The organism is Victivallis sp. Marseille-Q1083 (assembly GCF_903645315.1).
Lineage (GTDB): Bacteria > Verrucomicrobiota > Lentisphaeria > Victivallales > Victivallaceae > UMGS1518.
In genome coordinates, this window is sequence record NZ_CAHJXL010000002.1 from 490,721 (window position 1) to 515,805 (window position 25,085).

Consider the following 25,085-nt stretch of genomic DNA (forward strand, 5'->3'; position numbering starts at 1 on the left):
AAACTCCAAATTGACGGAGTAGGTATTTTTTATTGTTTCAGGAAAATTTCGACGACCGGGATTTCAATATCCGGCTTCCGGACCGGCAAGGTCAGAACGCAACTGTCCGGCGGCATGTTTTCGTGCATATAATCGTTGTCGTTGCTTTGCTTCGGCGCATCGGCGAAAGCGACTTCGCTGGCGTCGTGCAGCAGTTGAGCGTATGCGATTCTGCCGGCCAGCTTCGGCAATTCCAGCAGCCGGAAGGGCCAGTCGAAAATATGGAGGTACAACCGGCGGCTTTGCGGGTTGTAAGTGTAGCGGCAGCAGTCCGGTTCCGGGAACTCGGCCGGCGCCATCGTACAGCCGTAGATCGCCCGGCTGTTGAATTTCATCCAGTCGGCATAAACCTTGAGCGCCGCTTCCGCCCGGCTGTCGAAGCCGCCGCGGCCGGTCGGCCCGACGTTCATCAGCAAATTGCCGCCGCGCGACACATGGCGGATCAGGATGCCGAGCAGTTGGCTCGGGGATTTCCAGCTCATTTCGTCGCGGAAATACCCCCAGCTGCCCGAAAAGGTCTGACAGCCTTCCCACGGGACCGGATTGCCCGCCTGGTCGGTGACGCCGCGCTGCGGCACGAATTGTTCCGGCGAGCGGAAATCGCCGGCGCCGGGCAGGTCGCAGCGGTCGTCGATGATGATTTGCGGCTGCAGTTTGCGCACCAGCGCGAGCAATTTTTCCGATTCCCAGTCGTGGCGGCCTTTGCCGCGTTTCAGGTGAGGATAGGAGAAGTCGAACCAGATGACGGAGATTTTACCGTATTCGGTCAACAGCTCAGTGACCTGGTTGCGCATGTATTCGGCATATTTTCTCATATCGCGGGATTTGTTTTTTTCATCCTGGGTCGGATCGTCGCGCAGCGGATGGAGATCGTCGACCGTGAAATCCGGATGGTGCCAGTCGATCAACGAATAATAAAAGCCGACCTGCAGGCCTTCGGCGCGAAAGGCGTCGACGACTTCGCGCAGCAAATCCCGTCCGACCGCCGTGTTGGTCACTTTGTAGTCGGTGTATTTCGTATCCCACAGGCAGAATCCTTCGTGGTGTTTGGCGGTGATGACGAAATATTTCATGCCGGCCGCCCGGGCTTGACGCGCCCATTCGCGCGGCTGAAAAAGGTCCGGATCGAAGTGGTCGAAATATTTCTGATAATCTTCGGTCGGGATCTGCTCGAAATTGCGGATCCACTCGTGGCGGGCCGGCAGGGCGTAGAGGCCCCAGTGGATGAACATCCCGAAACGCGCTTCGCTCCACCAACTCAAATCACCATGCGGATAAGTCATTTTGCTTCCTCGTCTGTTGTAATTTCCATCCGGCCTGGCCGGTGTGTTGTGGTCTGAAAATATTATACATCGAAAGAGGCCCGGAGAAAATTGTTTTTTATGGCAAAAACATGTACATTAGTCCGAAAATGGAGAAATTCCGTGTTTGATATCATCGATCAATTGTCAATTGCGATTACGCACAGCTCGATCAATGAAATGACGTTTCGCAATTGGAATTACCGTCTGGGCAGCGACAACCCGGACACGCGCATCTATTTGATTCTCGACGGCGGCGGCAGTTACCGCTGCTGCGGGACGGCGGGGGAATTCCGGGTCGGTTCCTATTATCTGCTGCCGGCCCGGGCGCCGCTGGAGTTTCAGACGCAAAGCCGGATCCGGCTGGTCTGGGCGCATGTCGATGTCTGGTGGCGGCACGAGGTTCATCTGTTCAACCTGGTCACGCCGCATCCGGTCGAATTGCCGGAGCAGGGAGCGGCGCTGGCGCAGCGTTTCGGCCGGGTTCCGGCGCAGAGCCGGGGAACGGCCGGCGAGCGGCTGATGGCGTTGGGAACGATTTACGATTTGTTCGGCCGGTTCTGGCAGGCGGCCGAATTCGCCATTCCGGCCGAACATGACCGGCGGCTGCGCCGGTTGTCGCGGGCGTTGCGGCTGATCGACGCGCCCCTGGTCCGGGGCGTCCGCGTGAAAGAGCTGGCGGCGGCGGCCGGCATGGGGGAATCGCAGTTCTTTGTCGAATTCAAAGCATTGTTCGGTACTACGCCGGCGCGTTATGCGTTGCGGCGGCGGCTGGAGACCGTCCGCCGGCTGCTGCGCCAAAGCGACCGCAAACTTTCGACGCTGGCGGAGGAGACCGGCTTCGGCGATGCGTTCCATCTGTCGAAAGCGTTCAAACAGGAATACGGCATTTCTCCGCGCGATTTCCGCCGGTTGCCGCCGACCCGGCCGTAAAGGACGGTGTGCCGTTTGAGTTTGCCGGGCAATTCGCTTGTAATTGCCGCCGCGGGCCGATATATTGCTCGGAATACTGATAACCTGCAAGCATAAAAATTCCATTCCGTTCGAAAAAAAACAGTTGCTATGGTAAAAAGGAATGAGGTAGCGGTTATGAAATGAAAGAGGCTGATTCTCAAAGATGTGATACTGTAAAATAAGACATCGGCTCTGACGGACAGAGTCATGCAGACAGTTAAAACATCACAAAAGGAGACATCAGCCATGAGAAAATGTAGCACGGTATCGTTCGAAGGTCAAGTGATATTTGTCGGAATTGATGTGCACAAGGAAAGTTGGGTGGTGAATTTGCGGCATTGCCACCGTGAACTGGACAAGTTCAGCATGAATCCGAGCCCTGAGATGTTGGCGAAGTATCTGAAGATGAACTATCCGGGCGCCGAGTACCGGAGCGTTTACGAGGCAGGATTCAGCGGATTCTGGGCGCACCGGCGATTGTGTGAGCTCGGGATTGAGAATATCGTAATCAACCCGGCGGACGTGCCGACCAGCGGCAAGGAGCGCGACCGCAAGAACGATGCGGTGGACAGCCGAAAATTGGCGCGGGAACTGGAGAACCGGACATTGGAAGGGATCTATATTCCGCCTGAAGATAATTTGGAATTGAGAAACCTGGTCAGACGTGAAACGAAACTGACCGGCAATATAACCAGGGTCAAAAACCGGATCAAAGGACACCTGAATTTTATGGGGTTGAAGTTTGGAAGTTGGTCTGGAAGTTCTTTGAAAATGATGTATGCGGACGCGGCAAAGCGTTACGATTATGCCTTGCAGAGCATGTTGCGGGAACTGCGTTTTCTCAGAGAAGAGAAACTGCATGTGATCCGCGATGAACGGCGGTGTCTGAAGCGTTTGAAGCGCGACAAAGTACAGAAGCATCTACAGAGTATACCTGGCGTCGGGTTTCATACGGCGGTGATGCTGCAGGCCGAATTGTGGGACTTGCTGCGCTTTGAAGACAAGGATTCGCTGAGCTCGTATGTGGGATTCGCACCGAGGTTGGTCGGCAGCGGCGAACACGAGGCCGTCAAATCCGCCGGGAATCGCAAGAAAAAGCAACTGCATGCCATCCTGATCCAGTCGGCGTGGAGGTCGGTGTCGTACAATCTGGAGATTCGGGCCAGATATGGAGCCTTGCTTCATAAGGGGGCCAGTCCACAACGGGCTATTTCGATCATCGGCAAGAAATTGCTCTATGCGCTTCGGGCCGTGTGGCTCCAGGAACGTGATTACATGGTATCCGCAAGTGAATAAGATTTAAGTAGTTTCGGAGATTCTGTTTGCTGTGACTGTGAAATTCGGTTCTTTTTAGCACGTCGTTCGTTTGCTCCTTGATCCGAGGGGATCATGTAAAACAGTTTGCGAGTGCTATTTCAGAGTGGAACAGCAAAATGCGAAACCTTGAATTCATTCAAGAGTTGTCGTCAATAATAGTGTCCGATTTTTGCCCGAACCGCAACCAGAAGATAATCTTTAATTGGAAGACTGTAAAAATATTTACAGATGGAAGTCCTCTGCCCTTTGAGGCGGAGTTTCGCAAATAACAACAAATAACAGGAAAAATACAAACAAAGAAAGAGTCAGTCTCTTGACTTTTTCATAATAGGAGCCGTTGGTTATGGAGATTGTCGGAGTCCATCAATTGATTTTCAGCCCGGCCGGACATACCGGCCGGATTGCGGCGTGCATGGCCGGGGCGTGGGGCGCGTCTGCCGGGATTGACCTGATGCGCGCCGATACGGATTATGCCGCCTTGTCCTTCGGCGGCGACGAACTTTGCCTCGTCGGCGTTCCTTCCTTCGGCGGTCGGGTGCCGGGAGTGGCGGTGGAACGCCTCCGGCAGGTACGGGGCAGCTGCACGCCGGCGGTCGCAGTGGTTTCCTATGGCAACCGGGCTTATGAGGATACCCTGCTCGAATTGCAGGATACGTTGACTGCAGTCGGTTTTGTGGTCGTTGCCGCGGTTGCGGCGGTGGCGGAGCATTCGATTTGTCCGCAATTTGCCGCCGGGCGGCCTGACGAGCGGGATCGGGAGGAGTTGCGTCGTTTTGCCGACAGGATCAAAGAGCAGCTTGAGAGTGCGGCGCGGATTCTGCCGGTTGAAGTGCCGGGCAATCGGCCGTATCGCTTGTATGACGGCGTACCGCTCAAACCGTCGGCCGGCGGCGCATGCGTGCGGTGCGGCAAGTGCGCCCGGGAGTGTCCGGTCGAGGCCATTCCGGCGGATGCTCCGGATCAGACGGACAAAGCGAAGTGCATCAGTTGCATGCATTGTGTGGCGATCTGCCCGTCGCGGGCCAGGCAATTGAATCGAGTTATGCTCGGCCTGGCGGCGATGAAGTTGAAAAAAGTCTGTTCGTCCGCCAGGTCCAATGAGTTGTTTCTTCCGGGGTGATTGCCCGAGTTTGCGGCCGGAGTTTGCGAGATTCTCGCGTTTGCCGCTTGCGGCGAGGTTGATGTGGCTGTAAATTATCAGTTCCATCCCAATTGCATGCAGCTAGGTGAAAGTGAATTATGACTTCAGGTGAAATTGTCAGCAATGAATTGTTGCAGTTCGATTATTTCAAAGTGCGTTTTTATGCGCCGGAAATCTGCCGTACCGCCCGGGCCGGCCAGTTTGTCCATGTCCGGATCACCGATTTGCGCGACCGGATTCTGCGGCGGCCGTTCAGCATTTGCGACGTCGGCTCCGACGGCCGGCTGACGGTGATCTATAAAGTGGTCGGCGAGGGAACGAAGAAATTAGCGACGTTGAAACCGGGGGCGGTTTGCGATTTGCTGGGGCCGCTGGGGGTGGCTTTCACGCCGCCGTCGGCCGGGGAAGTGCCGGTTATCGTCGGTGGCGGTTACGGCTCGGCGGCGATGTATATGCTGGCGAAAACGGCGCCGGAGCCCGGAGTGGTTCTGCTGGGGGCGCGTTCCAAGGATGATTTGTTGTTGATCGATGAATACCGTGCGGCCGGATTTGAAGTACAGTTGGCGACCAATGACGGTTCTGCCGGTCGGCAGGGATTCGTCACGGCGCTGCTGCCGGAAGTGTTGCGGCGTTTCGCCGGCCGGTCGTTGCGTTTTTACGGCTGCGGTCCGATGCCGATGCTGCTGGCGTTGGCGAAGCTGTTGCAGGAGGCCGGATTTGAAGAAGGGGAAATCAGTTTGGACCACCTGATGTGCTGCGGGGTCGGCGCCTGTTTCGCCTGTGTGGTGAAGGTCAGGGATGGCGCCGGCTGGCGTTATGCCAGGACCTGCAGTGAAGGACCGGTATTCAAAGTCAAAGACGTTTATCTGGAGGAGTGTTGAAGTGGCCGATTTGCAGGTGAAGCTCGGGACGTTGACGCTGAAAAATCCGGTGATGACTGCGTCGGGAACATTCGGCTATGGCCGGGAATACCATCAATTTTACGACATCGCCCGGCTGGGCGCGGTAGTGGTCAAAGGGATCGCACCGTTCGTCAGCGCCGGCAATCCGACGCCGCGGGTGGCGGAGACCAGTTGCGGCATGCTCAATGCGATTGGATTGCAGGGGCCCGGCATTGATAAATTTCTGCACGGCGAGGAATATCTGCCGTTTTTGCGGACGACCGGCGCGACGGTGATCGTCAATATCTGGGGCAAGACGATTGAGGACTACCGGGAAGTGGCGGCCCGGCTGGAGGCCGATTCATCCGGCGTCGCGGCGCTGGAGATCAACATCTCCTGTCCGAATGTCAAGGCCGGCGGCATTGCTTTCGGAACCGATCCGAAGCTGGCCGCCGAAGTGGTCAGGGCGGTGCGCGGCGCGACCGGATTGCCGTTGATCACCAAATTGAGTCCGAATGTCAGCCGGATCGGTGATTTCGCCCGTGCAGTGGTGGACGCCGGTTCGGATATGGTTTCGCTGATCAACACCTTGACCGGCATGGCGATCGACATCGAAGCGCGGCGGCCGAAGCTGGCGAACGGGACCGGCGGGCTGAGCGGGCCGGCGATCAAGCCGGTGGCGGTCCGGATGGTTTACGAGACGGCGCAGGCGGTCAAGGTGCCGATCATCGGTATGGGCGGCATCGTTACCGGCGAGGATGCGGTGGAATTTCTGATGGCCGGGGCGAGTGCGGTGGCGGTCGGGACGGCGATTTTCGCCGATCCGCTGGCGCCTTTGAGAGTAATCGAGTCGATCGAGGCGTTTCTCGACCGGCATGGCTGCCGGACGGTGACGGAAATCATCGGCGCGGCATTGTAATAGTCTGCATAACTTTACGACAGGTGAATAATCATGGCTGAATTTCTTCCTTTTCACGGGGTGTTGCCGACGGTGGAGCGGGCGGCGGCGGTGGCGGCGGTGCCGTATGATGTGGTGAATTCCGAAGAGGCGGCGGCGCTGGCGGCCGGCAATCCCTATTCGTTTCTGCATGTTTCCCGGCCGGAAATCGATCTGGACTTGGGCATCAGTCTGTACGACGACCGGGTGTATGCCCAGGCGGCGGCGGCGTTTCGACGGCTTTGCCAGGAGGTGCCGCTCAAGCAGGACGCCGAAGCGCATCTGTACGTCTACCGGCTGCAGATGGGTGACCATGTCCAGACCGGCGTTTTCGGTGCCGCCTCGGCGGCGGAATACCGCGATGGCGTCATCAAGAAGCACGAGAAAACCCGTCAGGACAAAGAAGATGACCGGACCCGCCATGTGATGACACTGCGTTCGCATACCGGCCCGGCTTTTTTCACCTACCGCGATTCGGCGGCGATCGATGAATTGGTCGAAAAAATCAAACGGCAGAAGCCGTTGTTCGATTTTACTGCGGCCGACCGGATCAAACATACGCTGTGGCGGGCCGATGCCGCCGACAGCGCCGGGTTGTCGGCATTGTTCGGGGAAGTTCCGGTTTTTTACATTGCCGACGGCCATCACCGCAGCGCTGCGGCGGCCCGGACGATGCAGGAATGCGCGCCCCGGAATCCGCAGCATACCGGCAAAGAGGATTACAATTATTTCCTGGCGGCGGCGTTTCCGGCCTCGCAATTGCGGATTTTACCGTACAATCGTGTCGTCAAGAGCCTCAATGGCATGTCCGAAACGGAATTTCTGGCCAAAGTGGCGGAGAAATTTTCCATCGTGGTGACCGGGAACCCCCAACCGGAAAAATCCGGTGAATTCTGTATGTATCTCGGCGGACGCTGGTTGCTGCTGCAGCCGAAGTTCGCCACCGCCGGTCTCGGTGTTATCGAGCGGCTGGATGTCAGCATTCTGCAGGATAACATCTTGGCGCCGCTGCTGGGCATCGCCGATCCGCGTACCAGCAAAGCGATTGATTTCATCGGCGGCATCCGCGGAACCGGCGAATTGACCAGGCTGGTTGATTCCGGCAGCTATCAAGTGGCGTTTTCGATGTATCCGACGACGGTCGGACAGTTGATGGATATTGCCGACGCCGGCGAAATCATGCCGCCGAAATCGACTTGGTTCGAACCGAAACTGCGCGACGGCCTGGTCTGTCATAATTTCTGAAAACTCCGGCGTCATATGTGGAAAGCCTTGATCCGGCCGGGAATGATTTTCCTGGCCTTTGCGCTCGGATTTGCCTGTCCGGCGGCCCATCAGCTCAACTGGTTGATCCGCTGGCTGTTGGTCGGGATGCTCTATATGGTGTGTTTGCAGTTGAAATTCCGGGAATTGAAACTCAAGCGCAGCCATTTCAAACTGTTGGCCGCCAACTTGCTGATGGGGATAGTCCCTTATTTTCTGCTGCACTGGGCGGGCCGGGAAGATTGGGCATTGGCCGCTTTTTTCGTCGGCATTACGCCGACGGCCAATGCGGCGCCGGTAGTGATGGGATTTCTGCACGGCCGGGTCGGTTATGTGGTGACGGCTTTTGTGCTGCTCAATCTGGGGGTCTCGCTGGCGCTGTTGCTGCTGCTGCCATTGGTGACCGGTCAGTTTTCCTGGCATTTCGTCGGCACGGTCGGCGACAGTCTATTGTTCATTATCGGGCTGCCGGTTGCGTTGGCGGTTATCACTCGGCTGTTTTGGCGGAAAGCCAAGGAATGGCCGGCCAAATGCCGCAATTTATCGTTTGGCGCCTGGTCCTGCGCTCTTTTCATCATCGCCGCTGACGCTTCATTTTTCTTCCACGGCAATCCACACCTGTCGTGGACGCTGCTGTTGGGAATTGCGGTGATTTCCCTGTTGATCTGCCTGGCGAATTTCATCGGCGGCTATTGGTTGGGCAGCAAATATCTCAGGCGGGAAAGCAGCCAGTCGCTTGGACAGAAGAATACGATGTTCACGTTGTTTCTGGCCTTGACTTTCGCCAACCCGCTGGTGGCGATGGGACCGACTTTTTATGTACTCTGGCACAATATCTGGAACGCATTGCAGATGTTTTTGTATGACCGCCGCCGGGCGAAACGCCAGGCGCTCCTGAAAGTAAAATAGAAAAACAAACGATTCGGTCCATGGCCGAATGGTGGCCCGGTGGCGGACTTCGCTGGTCGCATCTTGCAATATGCGAGGCCAGTTTCCGAAAGTGCGGCAGATGATTTCCGATAGTTGCCAGCGGCATAATGCGATTTTCACCATCATATGGTCTGCAAATTTTAGGAAACTGCTGAAATTCGGCGGAAAAAAGTATTCTGCGGGGGTTGTAAAAAAGCGATTATGTTCTATAGTATAGAGAAGCATGTTGCGGGGTGGAGCAGTGGTAGCTCGTCAGGCTCATAACCTGAAGGCCGTTGGTTCGATTCCAACCCCCGCTACCAATGAACTACTGCGGATTCAGTGATGAGTCCGCTTTCTTTTTATCCTGATTACGAAGCGATTACAGATCAACTGCCCTTGCCGGAGCTTTTGTTCTGTTTCTTGCTGATCCTGTCCGTCCCTGTCCGGATGACGGGGCTTCGGAGCCTTTGAACCCTGGAAAGTGTAATCAAAGTGTAATCAAATATAACGGGGAACGCTTCTAACCTGAAATATTGCAGGGATTTCGCAAAACGAAGAGGCGAATTCTCGACTAATATATTATATTGTAATATTTTACGTCACAATATAATGCCGAGGTCTGTCTATGACAAAATGTAACGACTCAATTCCGTTCTTTCAAGGTCCGAACAGCAGAAAAATAGAATTCAATTTCAGCGGCGGCAATACCAGCAGTGACAGCGGATTGCTTTTTATCAAAGAATTGGACTGCAAACTTAGTTTGACCCGGCGCGCCGGTAAACTGCTGGATTCTTTTGATATTCGACAGCTCGGAAAAGTCAAACATTCCTATCAGAACATGCTTCGTCAAAGAGTCTTTGCGCTGATAGCCGGCCCTGAAGACCTCAATGACCATCTTGACTTGCGAAACGATCCGCTGATTCAAACCGTTATCGGCCGCGATCGTCAACTCGCTACTCCAAGCACTTTGTGTCGATTCGAAAATGGAATTGATCGCCAGGTTTGCGTTGAATTGAGCCGATTGTTTGTCGAATTCTTCGTGGAGAGCTTTTCCACGCCACCTCAAGAGTTGATTCTTGATTTCGATGCCACCGACAACCTCACTTACGGGATGCAGGAAAATCGCTTTTTTCATGGCTATTATGATCACTATTGTTTTCTTCCGTATGTATGTTTGCGGGGATCAATTGCTCACGGCTTACTTGCGCTCGTCAAAAATAGATGGAGCAAAACATTCCCGGGCAATTCTCTCGCTATTGGTAAAACGCTTCCGTCAGGAGTGGCCTGAAGTCAGAATTATTTTTCGGGGCGACAGCGGATTCTGCCGCCGGGAGATGTTGAACTGGCGTGATAGAAATAATGTCAAATACATTGTCGGACTGGCAAAAAATTCACGCCTTTTGAAGCTTTCAGAGAAACTTCAAACCCAAGCAGAAGCAGCTTATAATGAAAACACAGGAAAAAGCAAAACTGTTTACTGAATTCAGGTACGCGGCAGGAACCTGGAAATATCCTCGCCGGGTCATTGCCAAAGCGGAATTCAACAGACTCGGCCCCAATAATCGATTCATCGTCACCAATCTTGACAATGACGGACAATATTTTTATGAAAAAGTCTATTGCGCCCGCGGAGAGATGGAAAACCGGATCAAGGAGCAACAACTTGCCCTTTTTGCCGATCGGACGAGTTGTCATGATTTTGTAACAAACCAGTTCCGGCTTCTGCTTTCAAGTCTGGCATACATTCTCATGGAACGGTTTCGGGCATTGTTGCTGACTGGAACTGAATTTGCCGAAGCTACCTGCGGCAGCATTCGGTTATACCTGGTGAAAATCGGCGCTATTGTTCGACGGAATACAAGAAAAATTTATGTTGCTCTTTCAAGTGCTTGTCCAAATCAGGAACTCCTGCACTTGATCGCGGCGAAAATCATCACTTGGGAATAAAACCTTGGAGAGCTGTCCCCGGCTTGTAGAACAACAACGGGGGGAAGGGGGAATATGTTCAATTTACTGAAAAACGACAACATTCGACTCTGAAAATAAAAACTTCCGAATCTTCTGAACATTTCTCGACGATTCGACAGTTTCATGCAACATTCAGGCTAATTCCAATACTGCTTACTTTAATCAATAAAGCATTCATGCGGAGCAGTCTTGGATGAAAACTCCTGCTTGATGTTCCATCCTTTGATTTTGCGTTTTACTGCCCGTTCTCGTGTAATCCCGCGAGAAGACCAGGCAGTTGTTGCCGCAATCTCCTGAATGATTGCTTCGCGAATATACTCAATTTCCTGTGGTTTGAGGGGGAAAATGAGCAGCAGTGATTTTTCTGCACAGAATTCGTACCGCATTGATAAAGGAAAGCCGGTCTGGATCGACCTTATTTTTCCGTGCGGCTTGATGTATTAAGCTGCGAATCGTATAGTGCGCAAGTAGATATCCAAACAATTCCTGTATAATCAATTCCGGGGTTTTGCTTCGCAAGGCGGCTCCTGGTTGCTTCAGATGATTCTTCAATTCATCATAAGCCAATTCGATCTCCCAGCGCTCGTGGTAGAGAGCCGCAAGTTCCGAAGCCGGAGCGTCTTCCTCTTTTAAAATACTGGTTATCAAGCGATATTTTTCGCTGGAGCCTTTGATGGCATATTCAATTACTCGAACAGGAATGCCATTGGTTTTCTTGCGTTGTTCCGCGCCAGGATAGAACGTACTTAAAAAAGAACCGTCTGGCAGAATTTTTTCTTTTGCAAATTTCATATTGCTGCGGATTCGAAACACTAACGATGCGCCAGTTTTGATGCATTCGGAAAAGAACGGATAGCAACCAAAACCACGATCAGCAAGTAGCAGCATATCCTTTTGCAGGAGCGGCAAAAGTCGTTTGCCTTGAGTATTTTCCCCTTCAGAATAAGGCCCATGGGCCGCACCAATAATCGCACGCGTACCGATTTCAAGTAAAGTTGTCATGCGCAATTGCGGAAATGCGGTTTTCCCGCGGGAGCATGGCAGACGGCCAAAAAAATCATGATTCCTCTGCTCATCCGGTAAATCAAAGGTTGTGCCGTCGATTGCCATCAAACGCCATCCCCGATAAAAGGCGCCAATGGTATCCGGCTGGGCCAGGGGTTTACAAACATCCTCGAATAAACATTGCATTGCCTTGTACCCCAAACGGTTCCTGGCACGTGAAATTCCTCCTCGCCCTTTGATCTCGCCGCAAGGCATTTTTATCTTCAGCCAGTCAAAGCCCTCAAGAATGCAGCGCAAAACCTCTTGCAACGAAATGCTTGAATACAGCGAAAGACAAATAACATAATAAGCCATCAATTCCAGTGGCAGTTTGCGGTAACGTTGCGTCGCAAGTCCGCACTTGGTCAGTGCATTGCAAAGGGCTTCAAAAGGAACAACCCCAAGCAATGAGGCCAAGGTTAAAAAGTCACTCTCGCGAAAATTATCTGCCAACTGCGCTTGGGTTCGTGCCATATCGAATCTCCTGTTGTCTATGAAGATAATATAGCATGAAATCAATAATCTTCAAGAATTAAGTAAGCAGTATTGAGGTTAGCCAAAGTATCCTGCATCCAGACAGAGATTTTGCTCAAGGGATTCAGCATGGCCGAAATCCAAAGGAACGACGCGATTCCAAAGAAGTTCGTCAAATACTGCGCTATCGTGCCGGTTGGCTCCGGTTGCGACGAGCGACAACGGGATGCCATTCGCGTCTACCAATAAGTTCCTTTTACTTCCATTTTTTCCCCCTGTCCGTGGGATTGGGGCCGACAGCGTCCAAGGCAAGCGGGGCTTTGCTCTGCGTACCGTCGGCGGATTGCCATTCCCAGGCAATTCCCTCCATTTCATCATATTCCATAAGACCTGCGTGCCAGAGCTTCTGAAAAAATCCCGCACGCGACCATTGCATGAATTTTTTATGCACAGCTTGCGAGGTAATGTTGTCAAACTGAAGGCGCGGCAAAGCGTTCCAAATAATCCCGGTTCGGAGCACATAAACGATGGCCGAAAAATAAAGCCGGTCGCTATAGCGGGATTTCTTGCCTCCTCCAGGCTTACGGCGATACTGCTTCCCCGGTACGCGAGGATGGACTGGAATATTCGGTTCAACCTTGTTCCAAAATTCATCGCTTATTTCCCAGGTTTTCAGTCGCTCTTATGCCATGCTTCGTCTTCGGTTTAAGGTTGGGAGATACTATAGCACTGCAATATTACAATTGCCAATTATTAGTTGATAAGTTCTAAAAGTAAAAGCAATGTTTTCATAGCCATTGATGTTGTAAAAATTTAATCTTCTCCGGCGGCAGATTTGCCGAAACCGGCAGCGTGATAATCAGCGTCCTGCCGGCGCTTTCAGCCGGTGAAACCATGATCGTGTAGGTGCCGGATTCCGTTAACGAAAATTCCTGTTTCAGACGCTCGCGCATGCCGGCGTACTGCATAAAAGCGTCATCAAAGGTTACGCCGTCGTCTTTAATCTGCCGCACTCCTTCCTTGACGATCTCCACCTCGGAAGGCGTCAGGTCGCACTTATCGCGAATCAGCTCCGGCGGAGCGCAGAGCAGATTCGGCTTGCCGCCCGGCAGATAGCCGCCGGGCTCCGGAATCGGATTGATCATCGATAAAATGCCTTTCCCGTCTCCCAAAATGAACTCTTCCCCGCCGGGTATCCAGAGCAACTCCTCCCGGTACTGCATAGCGCCGTTGCGCGGCAGCGGCCGCATCCCCCGGCAGTCGTAGTCGGTACGTTCTATGCTGTTCAGCCTGATCAGGTCATCGGCGTCGACATAATCGGCCAGCCGGTTTTTGAAGGTTTCCAGTTTGTCCAGCCTGGCCGGATCGTCGGCATAGCGTCTGGAAAGATACCCGAACGCATTTTCCGGATTGGCCCCGGAAACCGTAATCCCGGAGAACATGTCGTAAATTCGCACCGTGTATTTCCGGCCGTTCAACTCCAGTTCGTGCGGCCGGCCGTCGGCCAGATAACGTTCCACGGCAAGATCGGTTTCAACTTTGCCGTTCAGCGTCCGGTCGGAGAATTGCGCTTTGTCGCTCATCAGCAGCCAGATCGCCAGTTTTGCGGCGCTTTCGTCGGCATAAACCGACGCCGCGCCGCCGGTCAATGTAGCGGTGCGCAGCCGCTGCGTCTGCGACACCGCCGCCACAGTAGCGGTCAGTAACGCCAACAGTGACAATACGCCGAGCACCGCGATCAGCGCGACGCCGGCCTGGTTGGTTGGCTGGTCGGCGGTCATGGCAGGGGAGCTTTCCTGGTTCTCAGTTGCTCGTAAAAACTGTTGCCGGCGGTTCGGCGGAGCCAGACCTGCTTCGCGCCGTCGGCAAATTCCACCTCCAACTGTAACGCCACCGGCAGATTTTTCAGTCGGTCGTTGTCCCATGAGTCATGCCAGACCAGTTTTTCCTTGTCGTAATCGGCATAGCAGAGCTTGATTGCCTTCACGTTGTCGGCCAATAGCTCCAGCTCAAAATTGTCGTCGTGGTCCGATTCCAGCGGAATGACCGGCGTGTGACGGTATTCGGCATACAGGCCGCCGTCTCTGACGTAAAGCCGCAGAAAACGGATCGCCCCGAGTTCCCGGTTGCCGATCCGGTGCAGATACGGCAGCATCACCGAATCGCTTTTACCGTCGAAGCAAAGCGCCTCTTTATTGTTCCGGTCTTGCCAGTTAAATGGAATCGCGTTGCGAAAAGCCGTCTCCGCGATCCGGTCGATCGCCTGATATTGTCGGAGCCGCCCGTCTTGTTCCGACACCTTGCGCCAGGTTTGCTGCGCGCCCTGAAGCGCCATGCCGGCCACCGCCATCACCACCGCCAGAATCCCGACGGCGATGCTGAGTTCCAACAGCGTAAAGCGGCGTTTCATAGGTCTTTCTTTCGGACGATCCGGTTCATTTCCAGCGATTTTACTTCCCGCCCGCGATAATTCAAAGTCACGGTCATCACCGCGAGCTGCCATTCGCCGCGTTCGTTTTTCACTTCCGGCGGCAAGCGGTCGGCCAACCGGTAATCCGCCCGGGCGGTATAGTCCGGAAACGGGAAAAAACGCTCCGGCAGATCGGCGCGCGGTTCGGCCAGCAGGAAATATTCGGCGGCCTGCGACAGCATATGTTGCTCGTTCCACTCGGTTTCCGACCGGGCACAGCGGTTGCTGCCCATGCTCATCATCTGCGTTGCGGCCAGCACGCCGCCGACCAGCAGCGTCAACGCGATTACCACTTCAATCAGTGTAAATTTCCTCACCGCCGCCTCCGCGCATTATCAGTTCGCCGCAGTTGGCCGGTCAGCGGCGACGGTTGCATTTTGACTTTGCTCTGCGACAATTGCAGTGTCATGGCCGGCCCGACTGTCGCGCCGTCCGGCCGGCAGCGGTACTCAATCGGTTCATTATGGTGGTGATCGCCGGAAAACTCAACCGTCATATCGGCCGGTAACGTCAACGAATAGGTTTGATTCAACAGATATTCCCGGTTGCCGGTTGCCGGATCGTCAGCTACCTCCCGAATACGAAACTGTCGGAGCTCCGGCAGATAGGCCAACACCACCGGTTTGCCGTGGGTTGACGCCAGGTAACTCGTCTGCGCAAACAGCCGCTCCAGCTCCCGTACCGACCGCTCCAGCGTCGCGGCCGTCGGCGCACGGCCGACCCGGGCGATGGCGACTCCGGCCGCCAGCATGATAATGGTGACGACGATTATCAGTTCAAGAAGTGTAAAGTTGAAAGTTGAAAGTTGAAAGCGGGAACGGGAGCGGGGGAAATGATAACATTCTGAAAAGTGCTTGAAGTCGAAAATCGAAAGTGGAAAGCGGGAACGAAAACGGGAGTAGGGGAATTGATAACGTTCTGAGAAACGCTTGAAGTTAAAAGTTGAAAATGGGAAATAGGGGTTGATTTTACTCATTTGACCGGCTTTGCAATTTTTACATTTGAAATCAATCCCTGAAGCATATTAGAAATCTCTTTTACTTCCTGTATCAACGGGATAATTTCTTGTTTTGAGCCAATATTCAATTGATGAACCAAATAGAGTTGAGTGCGCAACTCTGCTGCGGATCCCTTGGCTATATACAAAAAATGGATAAATTCTTTCCGGGTCTGCCGTTCGGCGCCTTCGGCTATATTGGACGGAATGGAGACCGCCGCCCGGGTAATCTGGTCGTAAAAGCCGCGGTCACGACAACCGCTCAAAACCTTATAAACCAGCACCGTCAACTGACAGCTTCGTTTCCAGACCAGCAACTCTTCAAACCCGGCCATTCGTCAATCCCTACTTTTAACTTTATTACTTTCAACTTCCCGCAGCTACTGTTGCGGCGTATCAATCCAGTTGCCGATGTCGGCGTCGTTGTCAGAGCCGCCGGCCCGGCCGTCGGCGCCGTAGCTGAGGATGTCGAATTCACCCTTGAGGCCAGGATTGCGGTAGACATACGGATTATTCCACGGGTCGAACGGAACGCCCTTAATATAGGGTCCTTTCCATTCCTTGATATCGCCCGGTTTTTCAATCAGGGCTTTGAGCCCCTGAGCCTGGGTCGGCAGCTTGCCGACATCGAGCCGGTAGTCGGCGATCGCCTGTTCGAACATCTGGATCTGCGCTTTAGCCGTCGCCGCTTTGCTCGAAGCGACATGCCTGAAATACAGCGGCGTCGCAATGCTCGCCAGCAATGCGATAATCACCACCACGATAACCATTTCGATCAACGTAAACGCCTTCATGACAACCTCCCAATTAACTTACAACTTTCAACTTTTAACTTACGACTTTGAACTAATTAATCTGATTCATTTCCATGACCGCGAGAAAAATTGAGACGACCACCAGCAGAATCACCAGCGCCAAGATGATGATCACCGCCGGTTCGAACAGCGCCAGCAGCCGTTTGATTTCCAGCTTGACCTGTTTTTCCTGTTCGTCGGAGACTTTTGAAAGCATCTCGCCGACCCGGCCGGATTCCTCGCCGACTTCCAACATCTGAATCGCATCGCCCGGCATGTAGGCGCTGTGCCGCAGCGCCGCCGACAACTTGTTGCCGGCCCGGACTTCGCCGGACAGATTGTCAAAGCTGGCGGCGATCGCGGTATTGCCGATCACTTTGGAGCCGATCCGGATCGTGTCCAGCATCGGGACATGGTTGCCGAGCAGGATGGAAAGCGTGCGGATGAAACGGCTGATCTCAATGGTCTTCAACAGACTTCCCAATACCGGAAATTTCAGGATATATCGATCCCAGATGAGTTTCGCTTTACCGCCGCGCCGGATTTGTACGAAGCACCAGATGATGCCAATCAACAGAAAAATCCACACCGGCCACAGGAAATTGATCACCCGGCTGGTGGTAAGCATGATTTCGGTCGGCAGCGGCAGTTTTTTGCCCATATCGAGAAAAATCTGCGAAAAGCGCGGGATGAAAACGGTGAACATCAACACAATCACCCCTGAAGTCACCAGCAGGATCGTCACCGGATAAATCGCGCTGGTAATTAAAAAATCGCGCTGTTCTTTCGACTCGTTTAAAAAACGCTGCAACTCGGCGACGACCTCGGCCATGCAGCCGGTCTGTTCGCCGGTTTCAATCAGATTGGCGTAAAGCCGCGGAAAACGGTTGCCGTGCCCGCGGATCAGTTCGGAAAACTTCTTGCCCTCATGCAGCCCTTTGCGCAGCTCCAGAATCACCTGTTTGTTGGCCGCATGGGTTTCGTGGTTGGCAATGATCGCCAACGCCCGTTCCAGCCGGATATGCGCCTGCAGCAGCGGCGCCAGCCGGTTGGTGAACATATGGACATTGAATTTGTCGCGGCTGAATAAAGATTGTTTGAGGTTGGAGACTTCACCGTAACTCTCAACCGGCAGCAACCCGCGGCCGCGCAGCCGGTTCAGCGCGTCGTCCGGGCCGTCGCCTTCGATCAGAACTTCAGCGTTTTTGCCGGTATTGTCGATCGCCTTGTACTTGTACAGCGCCACTTTACACCTCGGTCGCCGCGAGTTTTACTTCCGCTTCGGTGGTGATGCCGGCGGCGACTTTGGCCATGCCGTCGTCGACCAACGGCTCCATGCCGTTGCGGATGCCGATTTTTTCGATTTCGTTGCTGGAGCGCCGCTCATTGACCGCCCGGCGGATGTCGTCATCGATCAGCAGCAGCTCGAAGATGCCGGTCCGCCCCCGGAAGCCGGTGCCGCCGCAATTGCGGCAGCGGTTATCCGTTTTATTCACATCGATGCCGTTGCCGTGACAATGCGGACAGATTTTGCGCACCAGCCGCTGCGACAGAACCCCGGCCAGCGCCGAAGCGAGCAGAAAATGCTCGACTCCCATATCCAGCAGCCGGCTGATCGCCCCGGCCGCGTCATTGGTGTGCAAGGTGCTCAACACCAGATGGCCGGTCAGCGCGGCGTTGATCGCGATGTCGGCGGTCTCCCGGTCGCGGATTTCACCGACCAGAATGATGTCCGGGTCCTGCCGGACGATCGAACGCAGCCCGGCGGCGAAGGTCACGCCGATGTCGGCGTTGACCTGCATCTGGGTCAACCGCTCCAGCTTGTATTCCACCGGGTCCTCAATGGTGATGATCTTGCGCTTATAATCGTTCAACTGGGTGACGACGCTGTAGAGCGTCGTCGATTTGCCGCTGCCGGTCGGCCCGACCACCAGGATGATGCCGTGCGGTATCCGGATCAGGTTCTCAAATTTTTGCCGCATCGCCTTGTTCATCCCGACCACATTGAGATCAAACGAAATCGCCTCCTTGCTGAGCAGCCGCAATACGATGCTTTCGCCGTTCATGGTTGGGATGGTGCTGACGCGGACGTCCATGTCGGCGCGGCCGAGCTGTATTTTGGTGCGGCCGTCCTGCGGCAGCCGGCTTTCGGCGATGTTCAAGCCGCTGACCAGCTTGATCCGCGAGGCGATCGCCGGATACTGGGTGATCGGACAGCTCAGGTATTCGTGCATCACCCCGTCGATCCGGAACCGGATGATCAGGATGCTCTCTTCCGGCTCGACGTGAATATCGCTGGCCCGGCGCTCGACCGCCTGAGTGAACATCTCGTTGACCAGCCGCACCACCTTGGCTTCGCTGGCCAGGTTGCGCAGCGATTCCTCATCCTCCGCGACGACGTCCTCATGGGCGGAGAAATAAACGTCGTTGAGCAACCGCTCCAGCAAACTGCGCCGCATCAGGGTGAATTCGGCATTCAGGCCGTAAAATTGCCTGAAAAAGACTTTATGTTGTTCGATGCAATACGGATCACATACCAGCAGCAACAACTCGCCGTCGTCCCATTGATACGGCAGACAGCAATGGAAATTCAAATATTCGGCCGACAGATTCGGAAACGGCTGAACCGGATTGGAAATTTCCTCCTCTTCCAGCGCCGGCAAGCCGGCGGCCTGCGCGTATGCCTGCAACAGTTCAAGCTCGGTGAATTCGCCGGCGGCGCAAAGCCGCCAGTCGTTGTCGCCGGACGCCTCCCGGTAATCCGGATGGGCCGGCTGTAAAAGTGCAATCAGCTTGTTGCGCCAGCCGTTCATTCTTTTTCCGTTCCCGATTCGGCATTGAATTGTTTATGCTCAAATTTTTTGATTTCATCGACGGCGTTGCGGTAACGTCGTATCATTGCCTGCAGCCCGCTGTCTTCGGTGATGATCGTCGCGGTGATCAGCACCAGAATTTCAGTACGTTCGACCGATTGTGAGGTATTGCCGACCAATGAACGCAAAAACGGGATATCGGCGATCACCGGGATCGAGCTGTTGGTGAAATTATGCTTTTCCTTGATCAGTCCGCCCATGATCAGCGTCCGGCCGGAACGGAAAGACAATGAAGTTTTGAGTTCATCTTCTTTGATGATCGGCGAATCGATGCCTTTCAGGGTGTTGTCCACCGCCTCTGAAATCACCTGTTCGACGTCCATCGCGATCAAGCCGCCCTTGGTGGTTTTCGGCGTGACCGTCAGGATAATGCCGGTATCCTTGTATTGATAAGAACGCCGCAGCGAGGTGTTGTCCGGAATTACGCTGCTGGCGGTGTCGGTGATGTCGCTGGTGACGATCGGCACCTGCTTGCCGACCGAAATTTTCGCCTCGGAATGGCTGGTGGCGATGATCTGCGGGCTGGAGAGAACTTTCAGTTTGTTGCGCCCGGCAATCGCCCGGATGTAGCCGAATTTTTCGTCCGGGTTGTCCGGGTTGTAAATGTAAAACCGCCCCCCGGTCTGCGGATTTTCGCCGCCGGGCGACAACGCATCAAAGTTGGTCCCGAAAATCGATTCGGTGTTGCCGCCGGAACCTTTGCCGGAAAACTCAATCCCGAACTCGTTGGAATCGCTCAACTCGATTTCCACCACCAGCACCTGCATCAGAATCCGGTCGGGAATCGTGTCGATCCGGTTCAGAATCGCCTTGACCATCGAATAGACGCGCGGCGTGGTTCGGATCAACATCCGGTTGTTCTTGGCGTCGGCGAACACATACAGGGTATTGTCGAAGAGATTGCCGCTGTCGGATACCGGGTTGCCTTTGTCGTCGGTCTTTTTATCGGCGTTGCGTCCAGTCGCCGATTCCGAACTGGTATTAGCCGCTCCCTCCGAACCGCCGGAAACCTTCAGCACTGACCCTTCCACCGGGAACATCGCCGACAGCGCCTGCAGCAGCTCCCCGGCGTCGGCATTGATCACATCATAGACGAAAACCCGTTCCTGCTCGCCGGTGTCTCCCTTGTCCAATTGCAGCACCCATTTGCGCAACTCTTCCAGCGCTTCCGGCGTTGCGGCGGAAGCGGCGATCACCTGAATCCGGGGAATGCTGACAATCGAAATCGCGCCGGGATCGGCCTCTTTGTTGTCGCCGTCCGCGGCCGGGAAGCCCAACACCGGCAGCACCGCCAGCAGCTCCTCTTTGATCCGGTCGCTGGAAACATTGCGGCAGGGCAGCACAAGCTGCGACCAGCCGGCCTTCGGCTTGGCGTCCAGCTCGGCGATCAAGACCAGCAACCGTTCCAGATTCGGCCCGGTTTCCACCACCAGCAGCGCGTTCTGCTGTTCCAGCGCCGTTACCGCATTCTCACTGCCGGTAAACTTGGCGAGCTGAGTTACCATTGAGGCGGCGGCGATATGTTTCAGCGGCACCAGCCTGACTTCGATGTTGGAACCGTCTTTCAAAAAACCGGATTCTTTGGCGATTTTAGTCAACGGGCGAATATGCAGCACTTTGCCGTCCAGCTCGCAGTAGGCGTTGGCGAGGGTCAAAATCTGCTCGAACAGCGTCCAGACCTCCCGGCTGGTCATCGAACTGTTGACCGCCATTGTTACGGTGCCGGCCACTTCCGAGTCGATAATGTAATTCAGGTTCAGCGGGCCGGCGAAAGCCGGAATCACATCGGCCAGATTCGCCGCGTCGAAATTGATGTTGACTTTGATCAACGCCTGCTCATTCGCCTCGGCGAACAATGCTTTGTATATCGCATCTTTGGATTGCTTCAATTCGACCGCCGGCTCGAAAATGGAACTGTTGACCGGTTTGGTTGACAGCTCAGGCTCTTCAACCGCATCCGTTCCGGTCGAATCCAGCCCGGCCCGGACGATCTCTTCGGCGTCGGACGCTCCATCGATTACCCGGTCGGGCGTATCAACCAGGATCGAATAATCGCTTTGCTCCGGTACCGGTTCCGTTTCCTCTTCCGAGCCGGTTGATTTACAGCCGGCATGCAGCAACAAGGCCGTGCCGGTCATCAGTAGAAATAGGTTCTTCCAATTCATCATCCGCTCCGTTCTTCCCCATTTTATATCATCATTTTTTATTAAATTTTTGTCCGGGCGCCGGCAAGGGCTCCGGCTCGACCGGTTCTTCCGGCGGCGGTTTATCTTCCGGTGATTGCTTTGCCGCTTCCGCCGCAACCGCTTCAACTCCGGGTAATTCCGACGCTTTGGAGGTATCTTCGGAATTTACCGTTGGCGCCTCAACAACGGAAGCATTTGGGGGGTCTTCCAAACTGCCGGCCGGCGCCGCCACAAGCGTCTCCGGCTGCTTATCGGCCTGAGCCTGTTGTTCAAGTGAAATCTGGAATTTCTTTGCCTGTTCGCCGAACCGGGTGCGGCCGATCGCCAGCTCCAGCCGCTCATTATCCCGTTTCAACGTCACACCACTTTCTCCAACTTCATTCAATATAAAGCCGTCCGCAACTTCATCTCCGGTTTTAAAATATCGTTTTTCGCCGGCGGAGTTGCCCGGCGCCTGCTGCATTTTTTCAATGATCGCGCCGGCGCCGTCATCCATCATGCAAATGCCGACCAAAATGAATTTCGGCGCCTGGTTCTGCGCATTTTCTGCCTCTGCTGTCGCCGGTTTGGCCTTGCCGCGCAACGGATCGAATAAACTGCGAGCGGTCATTTCCAATAAGTCGTACCCCGCCGGGGAGGATACCGCCTTCACGGCCGGCAGCTCCGGCAACGGCGGCGTCTGAGTTAAAATTTCCGGCAGCGGCGTCTCCTCAAATCCGACCAGGCCGATGCCGATCAGCAGCAATAGAATGGCCAAAATCACCATTGCAATGGAGAGAAACAATTTCATTGTCCATCTCCCCACAGTTGATTCGCCGCGTCCTCCGAAACGGCGATCACTTTGATCGTGCCGTTCAGCATCAGGTAATTCGGCGCATTGATGTTGTCGGGATTGATCGTCATGTTTTTCCACCGGTAATAGGCGCCGCGTTCCTTCAATTCGGCCAGGAATTTCAGGATCTCCGGCAATTGCGCGTCGCCGTTGACCGTCATTTCGAAACTGTCGACGCCGTCGGCCAGCTTCGCCCGTTGCAGCGTGCCGATTGATTTCAACATGATTCCCGCCGCCTGGGCCGCCGCTTCGACCTGGCGGCGGATTTCGACGGCCGGGTTGCCGTTCTCCGGCTGCCAGCATGACGGTTTCATATTCTGCATCCGCGCTATCGGCTGTTGCATCATCTGGTATTCTTTATTCAATCTCCGCAGTTCTGTTTGCGTCAATTTCAGCGTTTCCAGTTCGGTCGCGGTTGAACCTCCGGCGCCGACATTGCGCTTGATAGAATTGAGGTTCACCGCCAGGGAAATCACCGCCAACAGCAAAATCACCCCGGCAATCAAAACAATTCTCCGCTGCTCCCGCCACAACTGTTTTAACCGGTTCATTGTACGCCTCCGGCTTGTTTCAGCGTGACGTAAAGCGTCGCGCTGCCGTCCGGATTGGTCTGCTGCCGCAGACTGTCCATGGCAAAGCCCGGCAGTTGATTCAACGCTGTGTTGACCGGTTCGGTGTTGCCGGATACCGACAGCGTTACCGCCAGATCGCCGTTGCCGGTCCGGAAACTGGTGATCCAGGCCGTATCCGGCAGGCTGCGGGTCAATTGCGCCATCACCGGCAACGGGTCGACGTCATTCAGCCCGTCGAGTATTTTCGCCGCCGTTTCACTGACCGCCCGGCTTTGTTCCAGAGCTTGCGTCAGGTATTCGAGCCGATAACCGGCTTCGTCCACTTCCCGTTGGACCGCCATGGCGACATTCCGGCGGTCAATGATATGCAAGTAACCCAAAACGACTGCCGATAAAACTGCAAATACCGCCAGTATTGCCGCCGCGATCTTCCAGCAACGATAGCGTTGGATCTGCAATCCGGGCGGCAATGCCGACAGATACTTCTTGTCGCGCTGAAACTCCGCTGACAAGGCGTACTCCGCGATCGACGCCGGCCGGTTGCCGGCCGGCTCGACCTCATCATCGTCTTTCAGGCGCATTTCCCATAAATCACTGTCTTTACACCAGAGATAGTCGGGTTCGAACTCCGGCAGATAAACCGGCGAATCAAGATCAGCCGGCAACGCCATGAAAGGATGAACGATCGCATCCAATTTAACTCCCTGAAGCGTTTCCAGTACGCCGTTCCATTCGGAAGTTTTTACCGCGAACACCCGAACCCGTTGTTTGCCGCCCGCCGCTGAAAATTTACGGCAGAACACCGTCATTTCCGCGGCCGGATATGGAACCCGGCGCGGCAGTTCAAACTTCAACAGGTTGGTTAATTCGGAATAACCGGTTTGGGGCAATATCAGTTCGAAGCACGCATAATTGGAAAACGCGGCAACCGCCACGACCACAGAAAACCCGTTGCTTCGTTCAGTCCCGCCATCCGGAATACTGATCAAGCATTGCCCGGATTTGCCGGTGCGTTCGGCTACGATACCGGTCAATGACCCATTGCGGTTACAGACAATAAGCTTACACTTCGGCACTGTATTCCCTCTCGGTTACAGTTAAAGTTAGTTATCTTCTGCGATTTGTCCGTATATGAATAATTCCGCCGGTTTCCAGCCGGCCGGCTCCATGACCGGCAGTTGTATGGAACCGCGAAACTGTTCAAGCCCGTCGCCGGGCGTAAAGCTCACGGTGACAAGATAAGAGTTTTGAAGCGGAGCGACGGAGGAATTTTCTTCCGCTTCACCATGAGTTTTCTGAAGGCAAATGGTCACCTCGGCCCCCGGCAGACCTTCAATTGATACGTCTCCGAATTTGACCGGTTGCGAGGTTTCCAGCAGAAATTCCTGCCGCCATCCATGACCGGCGGTCAGAGTGCCGGCGTAAATCATCGGTTGCGGTTTTACCGTGATCAACGGAATCGAGTTGCCGCGCAAAGTGATCGTTTTGGGCCCGGCCGGATCGTTGCTCTGAATGAACAGCGCCTTGGCGAACGGCCCGGCAATTGATTCCGGCACAATTGATGCGGCCAGTTTCGCGGAATCTCCTGGCTGCAATTCCGTCTGTTCGAGCTTGCCGACCGCGCAGCCGCAGGTGCTGCGGATACTTTTGATATCCAGCGGCTCGTCGCCGATATTGGTGAGAATAAATTCGGTTGACTGCTGTTGATTGGCCGGGAAAGTACCGAAATCGGCGGAAGCGGAATCCAATTCGAGTTGAGGTCCGGCATACGAAATAGACATGAACGCGTTGAATAATACCAATGCTCCCATACCCCATTTCATTGCTTCATACCTTCAGTGTTAATTAAAGTAAGAACCAATCCATGAAACAATACTACATGTGCAAAATTGTTTTGCAATCGAAATGCGTATCTTTTTTACCAAAAATTTGAAATGGTCGAGCCGATGGACTAAAACGATCCTTTACATATTTTCCTGTTTGTTGATTGGGATTGATTGCAGAGAATTGACCGGTAAGTATCGCTTTCCGATACTTTCATACATCATTTCAGTTTTACGGAGGCGATTTTCGTATTTATTTCAGAAGTATATTGAAACCGGCACGCGCTCGCCGCCATAAAATTTCGGG

The 25,085-nt window shown here is 54.4% G+C and carries 22 protein-coding genes, 1 tRNA gene and 2 pseudogenes; 9 read left to right on the forward strand and 16 right to left on the reverse strand.

Features of this window, described 5'->3' with window-relative positions; all coding sequences use genetic code 11:
- Positions 1–29: 29 nt before the first annotated feature.
- Entirely contained in the window at positions 30–1,322 is a 1,293-nt protein-coding gene (locus HWX74_RS18085) for an alpha-L-fucosidase (protein WP_176014971.1), read from the reverse strand.
- Positions 1,323–1,463: 141 nt separating this feature from the next.
- On the opposite strand from HWX74_RS18085, the gene HWX74_RS18090 reads away from it, so the two are divergent.
- The 9 genes and pseudogenes from HWX74_RS18090 to HWX74_RS18130 all read left to right on the forward strand — a co-directional run bounded on the left by HWX74_RS18090 (position 1,464) and on the right by HWX74_RS18130 (position 10,692).
- Positions 1,464–2,273: a helix-turn-helix transcriptional regulator gene (locus tag HWX74_RS18090; protein ID WP_176014972.1), complete on the forward strand. Its 810-nt coding sequence runs from the start codon at positions 1,464–1,466 to the stop codon at positions 2,271–2,273.
- Positions 2,274–2,540: 267 nt separating this feature from the next.
- Entirely contained in the window at positions 2,541–3,590 is a 1,050-nt protein-coding gene (locus HWX74_RS18095; protein ID WP_176011898.1) for an IS110 family transposase, read from the forward strand.
- Positions 3,591–3,954: 364 nt separating this feature from the next.
- Complete coding sequence (locus HWX74_RS18100) at positions 3,955–4,731, forward strand: 4Fe-4S binding protein (protein ID WP_176014973.1); 777 nt, start codon at positions 3,955–3,957, stop codon at positions 4,729–4,731.
- 119 nt (positions 4,732–4,850) lie between these two features.
- Positions 4,851–5,633, forward strand: a complete 783-nt coding sequence (locus HWX74_RS18105) for a dihydroorotate dehydrogenase electron transfer subunit (protein WP_176014974.1) — start codon at positions 4,851–4,853, stop codon at positions 5,631–5,633.
- Positions 5,569–6,552, forward strand: coding sequence for a dihydroorotate dehydrogenase (locus HWX74_RS18110; protein WP_176014975.1), 984 nt, complete (start codon positions 5,569–5,571; stop codon positions 6,550–6,552). Before HWX74_RS18105 ends, HWX74_RS18110 begins: the two co-directional genes overlap by 65 nt.
- 33 nt (positions 6,553–6,585) lie before the next feature.
- Positions 6,586–7,815, forward strand: a complete 1,230-nt coding sequence (locus HWX74_RS18115) for a DUF1015 domain-containing protein (protein ID WP_176014976.1) — start codon at positions 6,586–6,588, stop codon at positions 7,813–7,815.
- A gap of 15 nt (positions 7,816–7,830) precedes the next feature.
- Positions 7,831–8,742 (forward strand): hypothetical protein, encoded by a 912-nt coding sequence (locus HWX74_RS18120; protein ID WP_176014977.1) that lies wholly within the window; start codon positions 7,831–7,833, stop codon positions 8,740–8,742.
- A 248-nt stretch (positions 8,743–8,990) separates the two neighbouring features.
- Positions 8,991–9,065: transfer RNA gene (locus HWX74_RS18125), tRNA-Met, on the forward strand.
- Between the two features lie 305 nt (positions 9,066–9,370).
- Positions 9,371–10,692: pseudogene (locus HWX74_RS18130) on the forward strand (IS1380 family transposase).
- 339 nt (positions 10,693–11,031) lie between these two features.
- Here HWX74_RS18130 and HWX74_RS18135 read toward each other — a convergent pair.
- The 15 genes and pseudogenes from HWX74_RS18135 to HWX74_RS18205 form a co-directional block, all read right to left on the reverse strand.
- Positions 11,032–12,231, reverse strand: a complete 1,200-nt coding sequence (locus tag HWX74_RS18135) for an IS4 family transposase (protein WP_176014978.1) — start codon at positions 12,229–12,231, stop codon at positions 11,032–11,034.
- Positions 12,232–12,393: 162 nt separating this feature from the next.
- Positions 12,394–12,907 (reverse strand): annotated as a pseudogene (locus HWX74_RS18140) (IS5 family transposase); the annotation flags it as partial.
- Between the two features lie 112 nt (positions 12,908–13,019).
- Entirely contained in the window at positions 13,020–14,012 is a 993-nt protein-coding gene (locus tag HWX74_RS18145; protein WP_176014979.1) for a hypothetical protein, read from the reverse strand.
- Entirely contained in the window at positions 14,009–14,641 is a 633-nt protein-coding gene (locus HWX74_RS18150) for a type II secretion system protein J (protein WP_176014980.1), read from the reverse strand. The genes HWX74_RS18145 and HWX74_RS18150 overlap by 4 nt, the downstream gene beginning before the upstream one ends.
- A complete protein-coding gene (locus HWX74_RS18155; protein WP_176014981.1) occupies positions 14,638–15,018 on the reverse strand; it encodes a hypothetical protein in 381 nt (126 codons plus the stop codon). The genes HWX74_RS18150 and HWX74_RS18155 overlap by 4 nt, the downstream gene beginning before the upstream one ends.
- The gene (locus tag HWX74_RS18160; RefSeq protein WP_176014982.1) at positions 15,015–15,452 is read right to left on the reverse strand and encodes a hypothetical protein; all 438 of its coding nucleotides are present in this window, start codon (positions 15,450–15,452) and stop codon (positions 15,015–15,017) included. The genes HWX74_RS18155 and HWX74_RS18160 overlap by 4 nt, the downstream gene beginning before the upstream one ends.
- 221 nt (positions 15,453–15,673) lie before the next feature.
- Positions 15,674–16,033 carry a four helix bundle protein gene (locus HWX74_RS18165; RefSeq protein ID WP_176014983.1) on the reverse strand — a complete coding sequence of 120 codons (360 nt, stop codon included), beginning with the start codon at positions 16,031–16,033 and terminating at the stop codon, positions 15,674–15,676.
- Between the two features lie 45 nt (positions 16,034–16,078).
- Complete coding sequence (gene gspG, locus HWX74_RS18170) at positions 16,079–16,492, reverse strand: type II secretion system major pseudopilin GspG (protein ID WP_176014984.1); 414 nt, start codon at positions 16,490–16,492, stop codon at positions 16,079–16,081.
- Between the two features lie 52 nt (positions 16,493–16,544).
- Positions 16,545–17,738, reverse strand: a complete 1,194-nt coding sequence (locus HWX74_RS18175) for a type II secretion system F family protein (RefSeq protein ID WP_176014985.1) — start codon at positions 17,736–17,738, stop codon at positions 16,545–16,547.
- Position 17,739: 1 nt separating this feature from the next.
- Positions 17,740–19,305: a GspE/PulE family protein gene (locus HWX74_RS18180; RefSeq protein ID WP_176014986.1), complete on the reverse strand. Its 1,566-nt coding sequence runs from the start codon at positions 19,303–19,305 to the stop codon at positions 17,740–17,742.
- Positions 19,302–21,530, reverse strand: coding sequence for a secretin N-terminal domain-containing protein (locus HWX74_RS18185; protein ID WP_217705021.1), 2,229 nt, complete (start codon positions 21,528–21,530; stop codon positions 19,302–19,304). Before HWX74_RS18185 ends, HWX74_RS18180 begins: the two co-directional genes overlap by 4 nt.
- A gap of 31 nt (positions 21,531–21,561) precedes the next feature.
- On the reverse strand, positions 21,562–22,341 hold the full coding sequence (locus tag HWX74_RS18190) for a hypothetical protein (RefSeq protein WP_176014988.1): 780 nt from the start codon (positions 22,339–22,341) through the stop codon (positions 21,562–21,564).
- Complete coding sequence (locus HWX74_RS18195; RefSeq protein ID WP_176014989.1) at positions 22,338–22,934, reverse strand: hypothetical protein; 597 nt, start codon at positions 22,932–22,934, stop codon at positions 22,338–22,340. The genes HWX74_RS18190 and HWX74_RS18195 overlap by 4 nt, the downstream gene beginning before the upstream one ends.
- Positions 22,931–24,031 (reverse strand): hypothetical protein, encoded by a 1,101-nt coding sequence (locus HWX74_RS18200; protein WP_176014990.1) that lies wholly within the window; start codon positions 24,029–24,031, stop codon positions 22,931–22,933. Before HWX74_RS18200 ends, HWX74_RS18195 begins: the two co-directional genes overlap by 4 nt.
- A gap of 27 nt (positions 24,032–24,058) precedes the next feature.
- Positions 24,059–24,778: a DUF1573 domain-containing protein gene (locus HWX74_RS18205; RefSeq protein ID WP_176014991.1), complete on the reverse strand. Its 720-nt coding sequence runs from the start codon at positions 24,776–24,778 to the stop codon at positions 24,059–24,061.
- Positions 24,779–25,085: the final 307 nt, after the last annotated feature.

Bases quoted from the DNA above. Each gene is read 5' to 3' on its own strand.
- HWX74_RS18110 (WP_176014975.1), top strand. From the start codon at position 5,569: ATGCCAGGACCTGCAGTGAAGGACCGGTATTCAAAGTCAAAGACGTTT.
- HWX74_RS18150 (WP_176014980.1), bottom strand. From the start codon at position 14,641: ATGAAACGCCGCTTTACGCTGTTGGAACTCAGCATCGCCGTCGGGATT.
- HWX74_RS18085 (WP_176014971.1), bottom strand. From the start codon at position 1,322: ATGACTTATCCGCATGGTGATTTGAGTTGGTGGAGCGAAGCGCGTTTC.
- HWX74_RS18100 (WP_176014973.1), top strand. From the start codon at position 3,955: ATGGAGATTGTCGGAGTCCATCAATTGATTTTCAGCCCGGCCGGACAT.
- HWX74_RS18205 (WP_176014991.1), bottom strand. From the start codon at position 24,778: ATGAAATGGGGTATGGGAGCATTGGTATTATTCAACGCGTTCATGTCT.
- HWX74_RS18185 (WP_217705021.1), bottom strand. From the start codon at position 21,530: ATGAATTGGAAGAACCTATTTCTACTGATGACCGGCACGGCCTTGTTG.
- HWX74_RS18135 (WP_176014978.1), bottom strand. From the start codon at position 12,231: ATGGCACGAACCCAAGCGCAGTTGGCAGATAATTTTCGCGAGAGTGAC.
- HWX74_RS18115 (WP_176014976.1), top strand. From the start codon at position 6,586: ATGGCTGAATTTCTTCCTTTTCACGGGGTGTTGCCGACGGTGGAGCGG.
- HWX74_RS18160 (WP_176014982.1), bottom strand. From the start codon at position 15,452: ATGCTGGCGGCCGGAGTCGCCATCGCCCGGGTCGGCCGTGCGCCGACG.
- HWX74_RS18180 (WP_176014986.1), bottom strand. From the start codon at position 19,305: ATGAACGGCTGGCGCAACAAGCTGATTGCACTTTTACAGCCGGCCCAT.
- HWX74_RS18105 (WP_176014974.1), top strand. From the start codon at position 4,851: ATGACTTCAGGTGAAATTGTCAGCAATGAATTGTTGCAGTTCGATTAT.
- HWX74_RS18195 (WP_176014989.1), bottom strand. From the start codon at position 22,934: ATGAACCGGTTAAAACAGTTGTGGCGGGAGCAGCGGAGAATTGTTTTG.
- HWX74_RS18165 (WP_176014983.1), bottom strand. From the start codon at position 16,033: ATGGCCGGGTTTGAAGAGTTGCTGGTCTGGAAACGAAGCTGTCAGTTG.
- HWX74_RS18095 (WP_176011898.1), top strand. From the start codon at position 2,541: ATGAGAAAATGTAGCACGGTATCGTTCGAAGGTCAAGTGATATTTGTC.
- HWX74_RS18145 (WP_176014979.1), bottom strand. From the start codon at position 14,012: ATGACCGCCGACCAGCCAACCAACCAGGCCGGCGTCGCGCTGATCGCG.
- HWX74_RS18120 (WP_176014977.1), top strand. From the start codon at position 7,831: ATGTGGAAAGCCTTGATCCGGCCGGGAATGATTTTCCTGGCCTTTGCG.
- HWX74_RS18190 (WP_176014988.1), bottom strand. From the start codon at position 22,341: ATGAAATTGTTTCTCTCCATTGCAATGGTGATTTTGGCCATTCTATTG.
- gspG (WP_176014984.1), bottom strand. From the start codon at position 16,492: ATGAAGGCGTTTACGTTGATCGAAATGGTTATCGTGGTGGTGATTATC.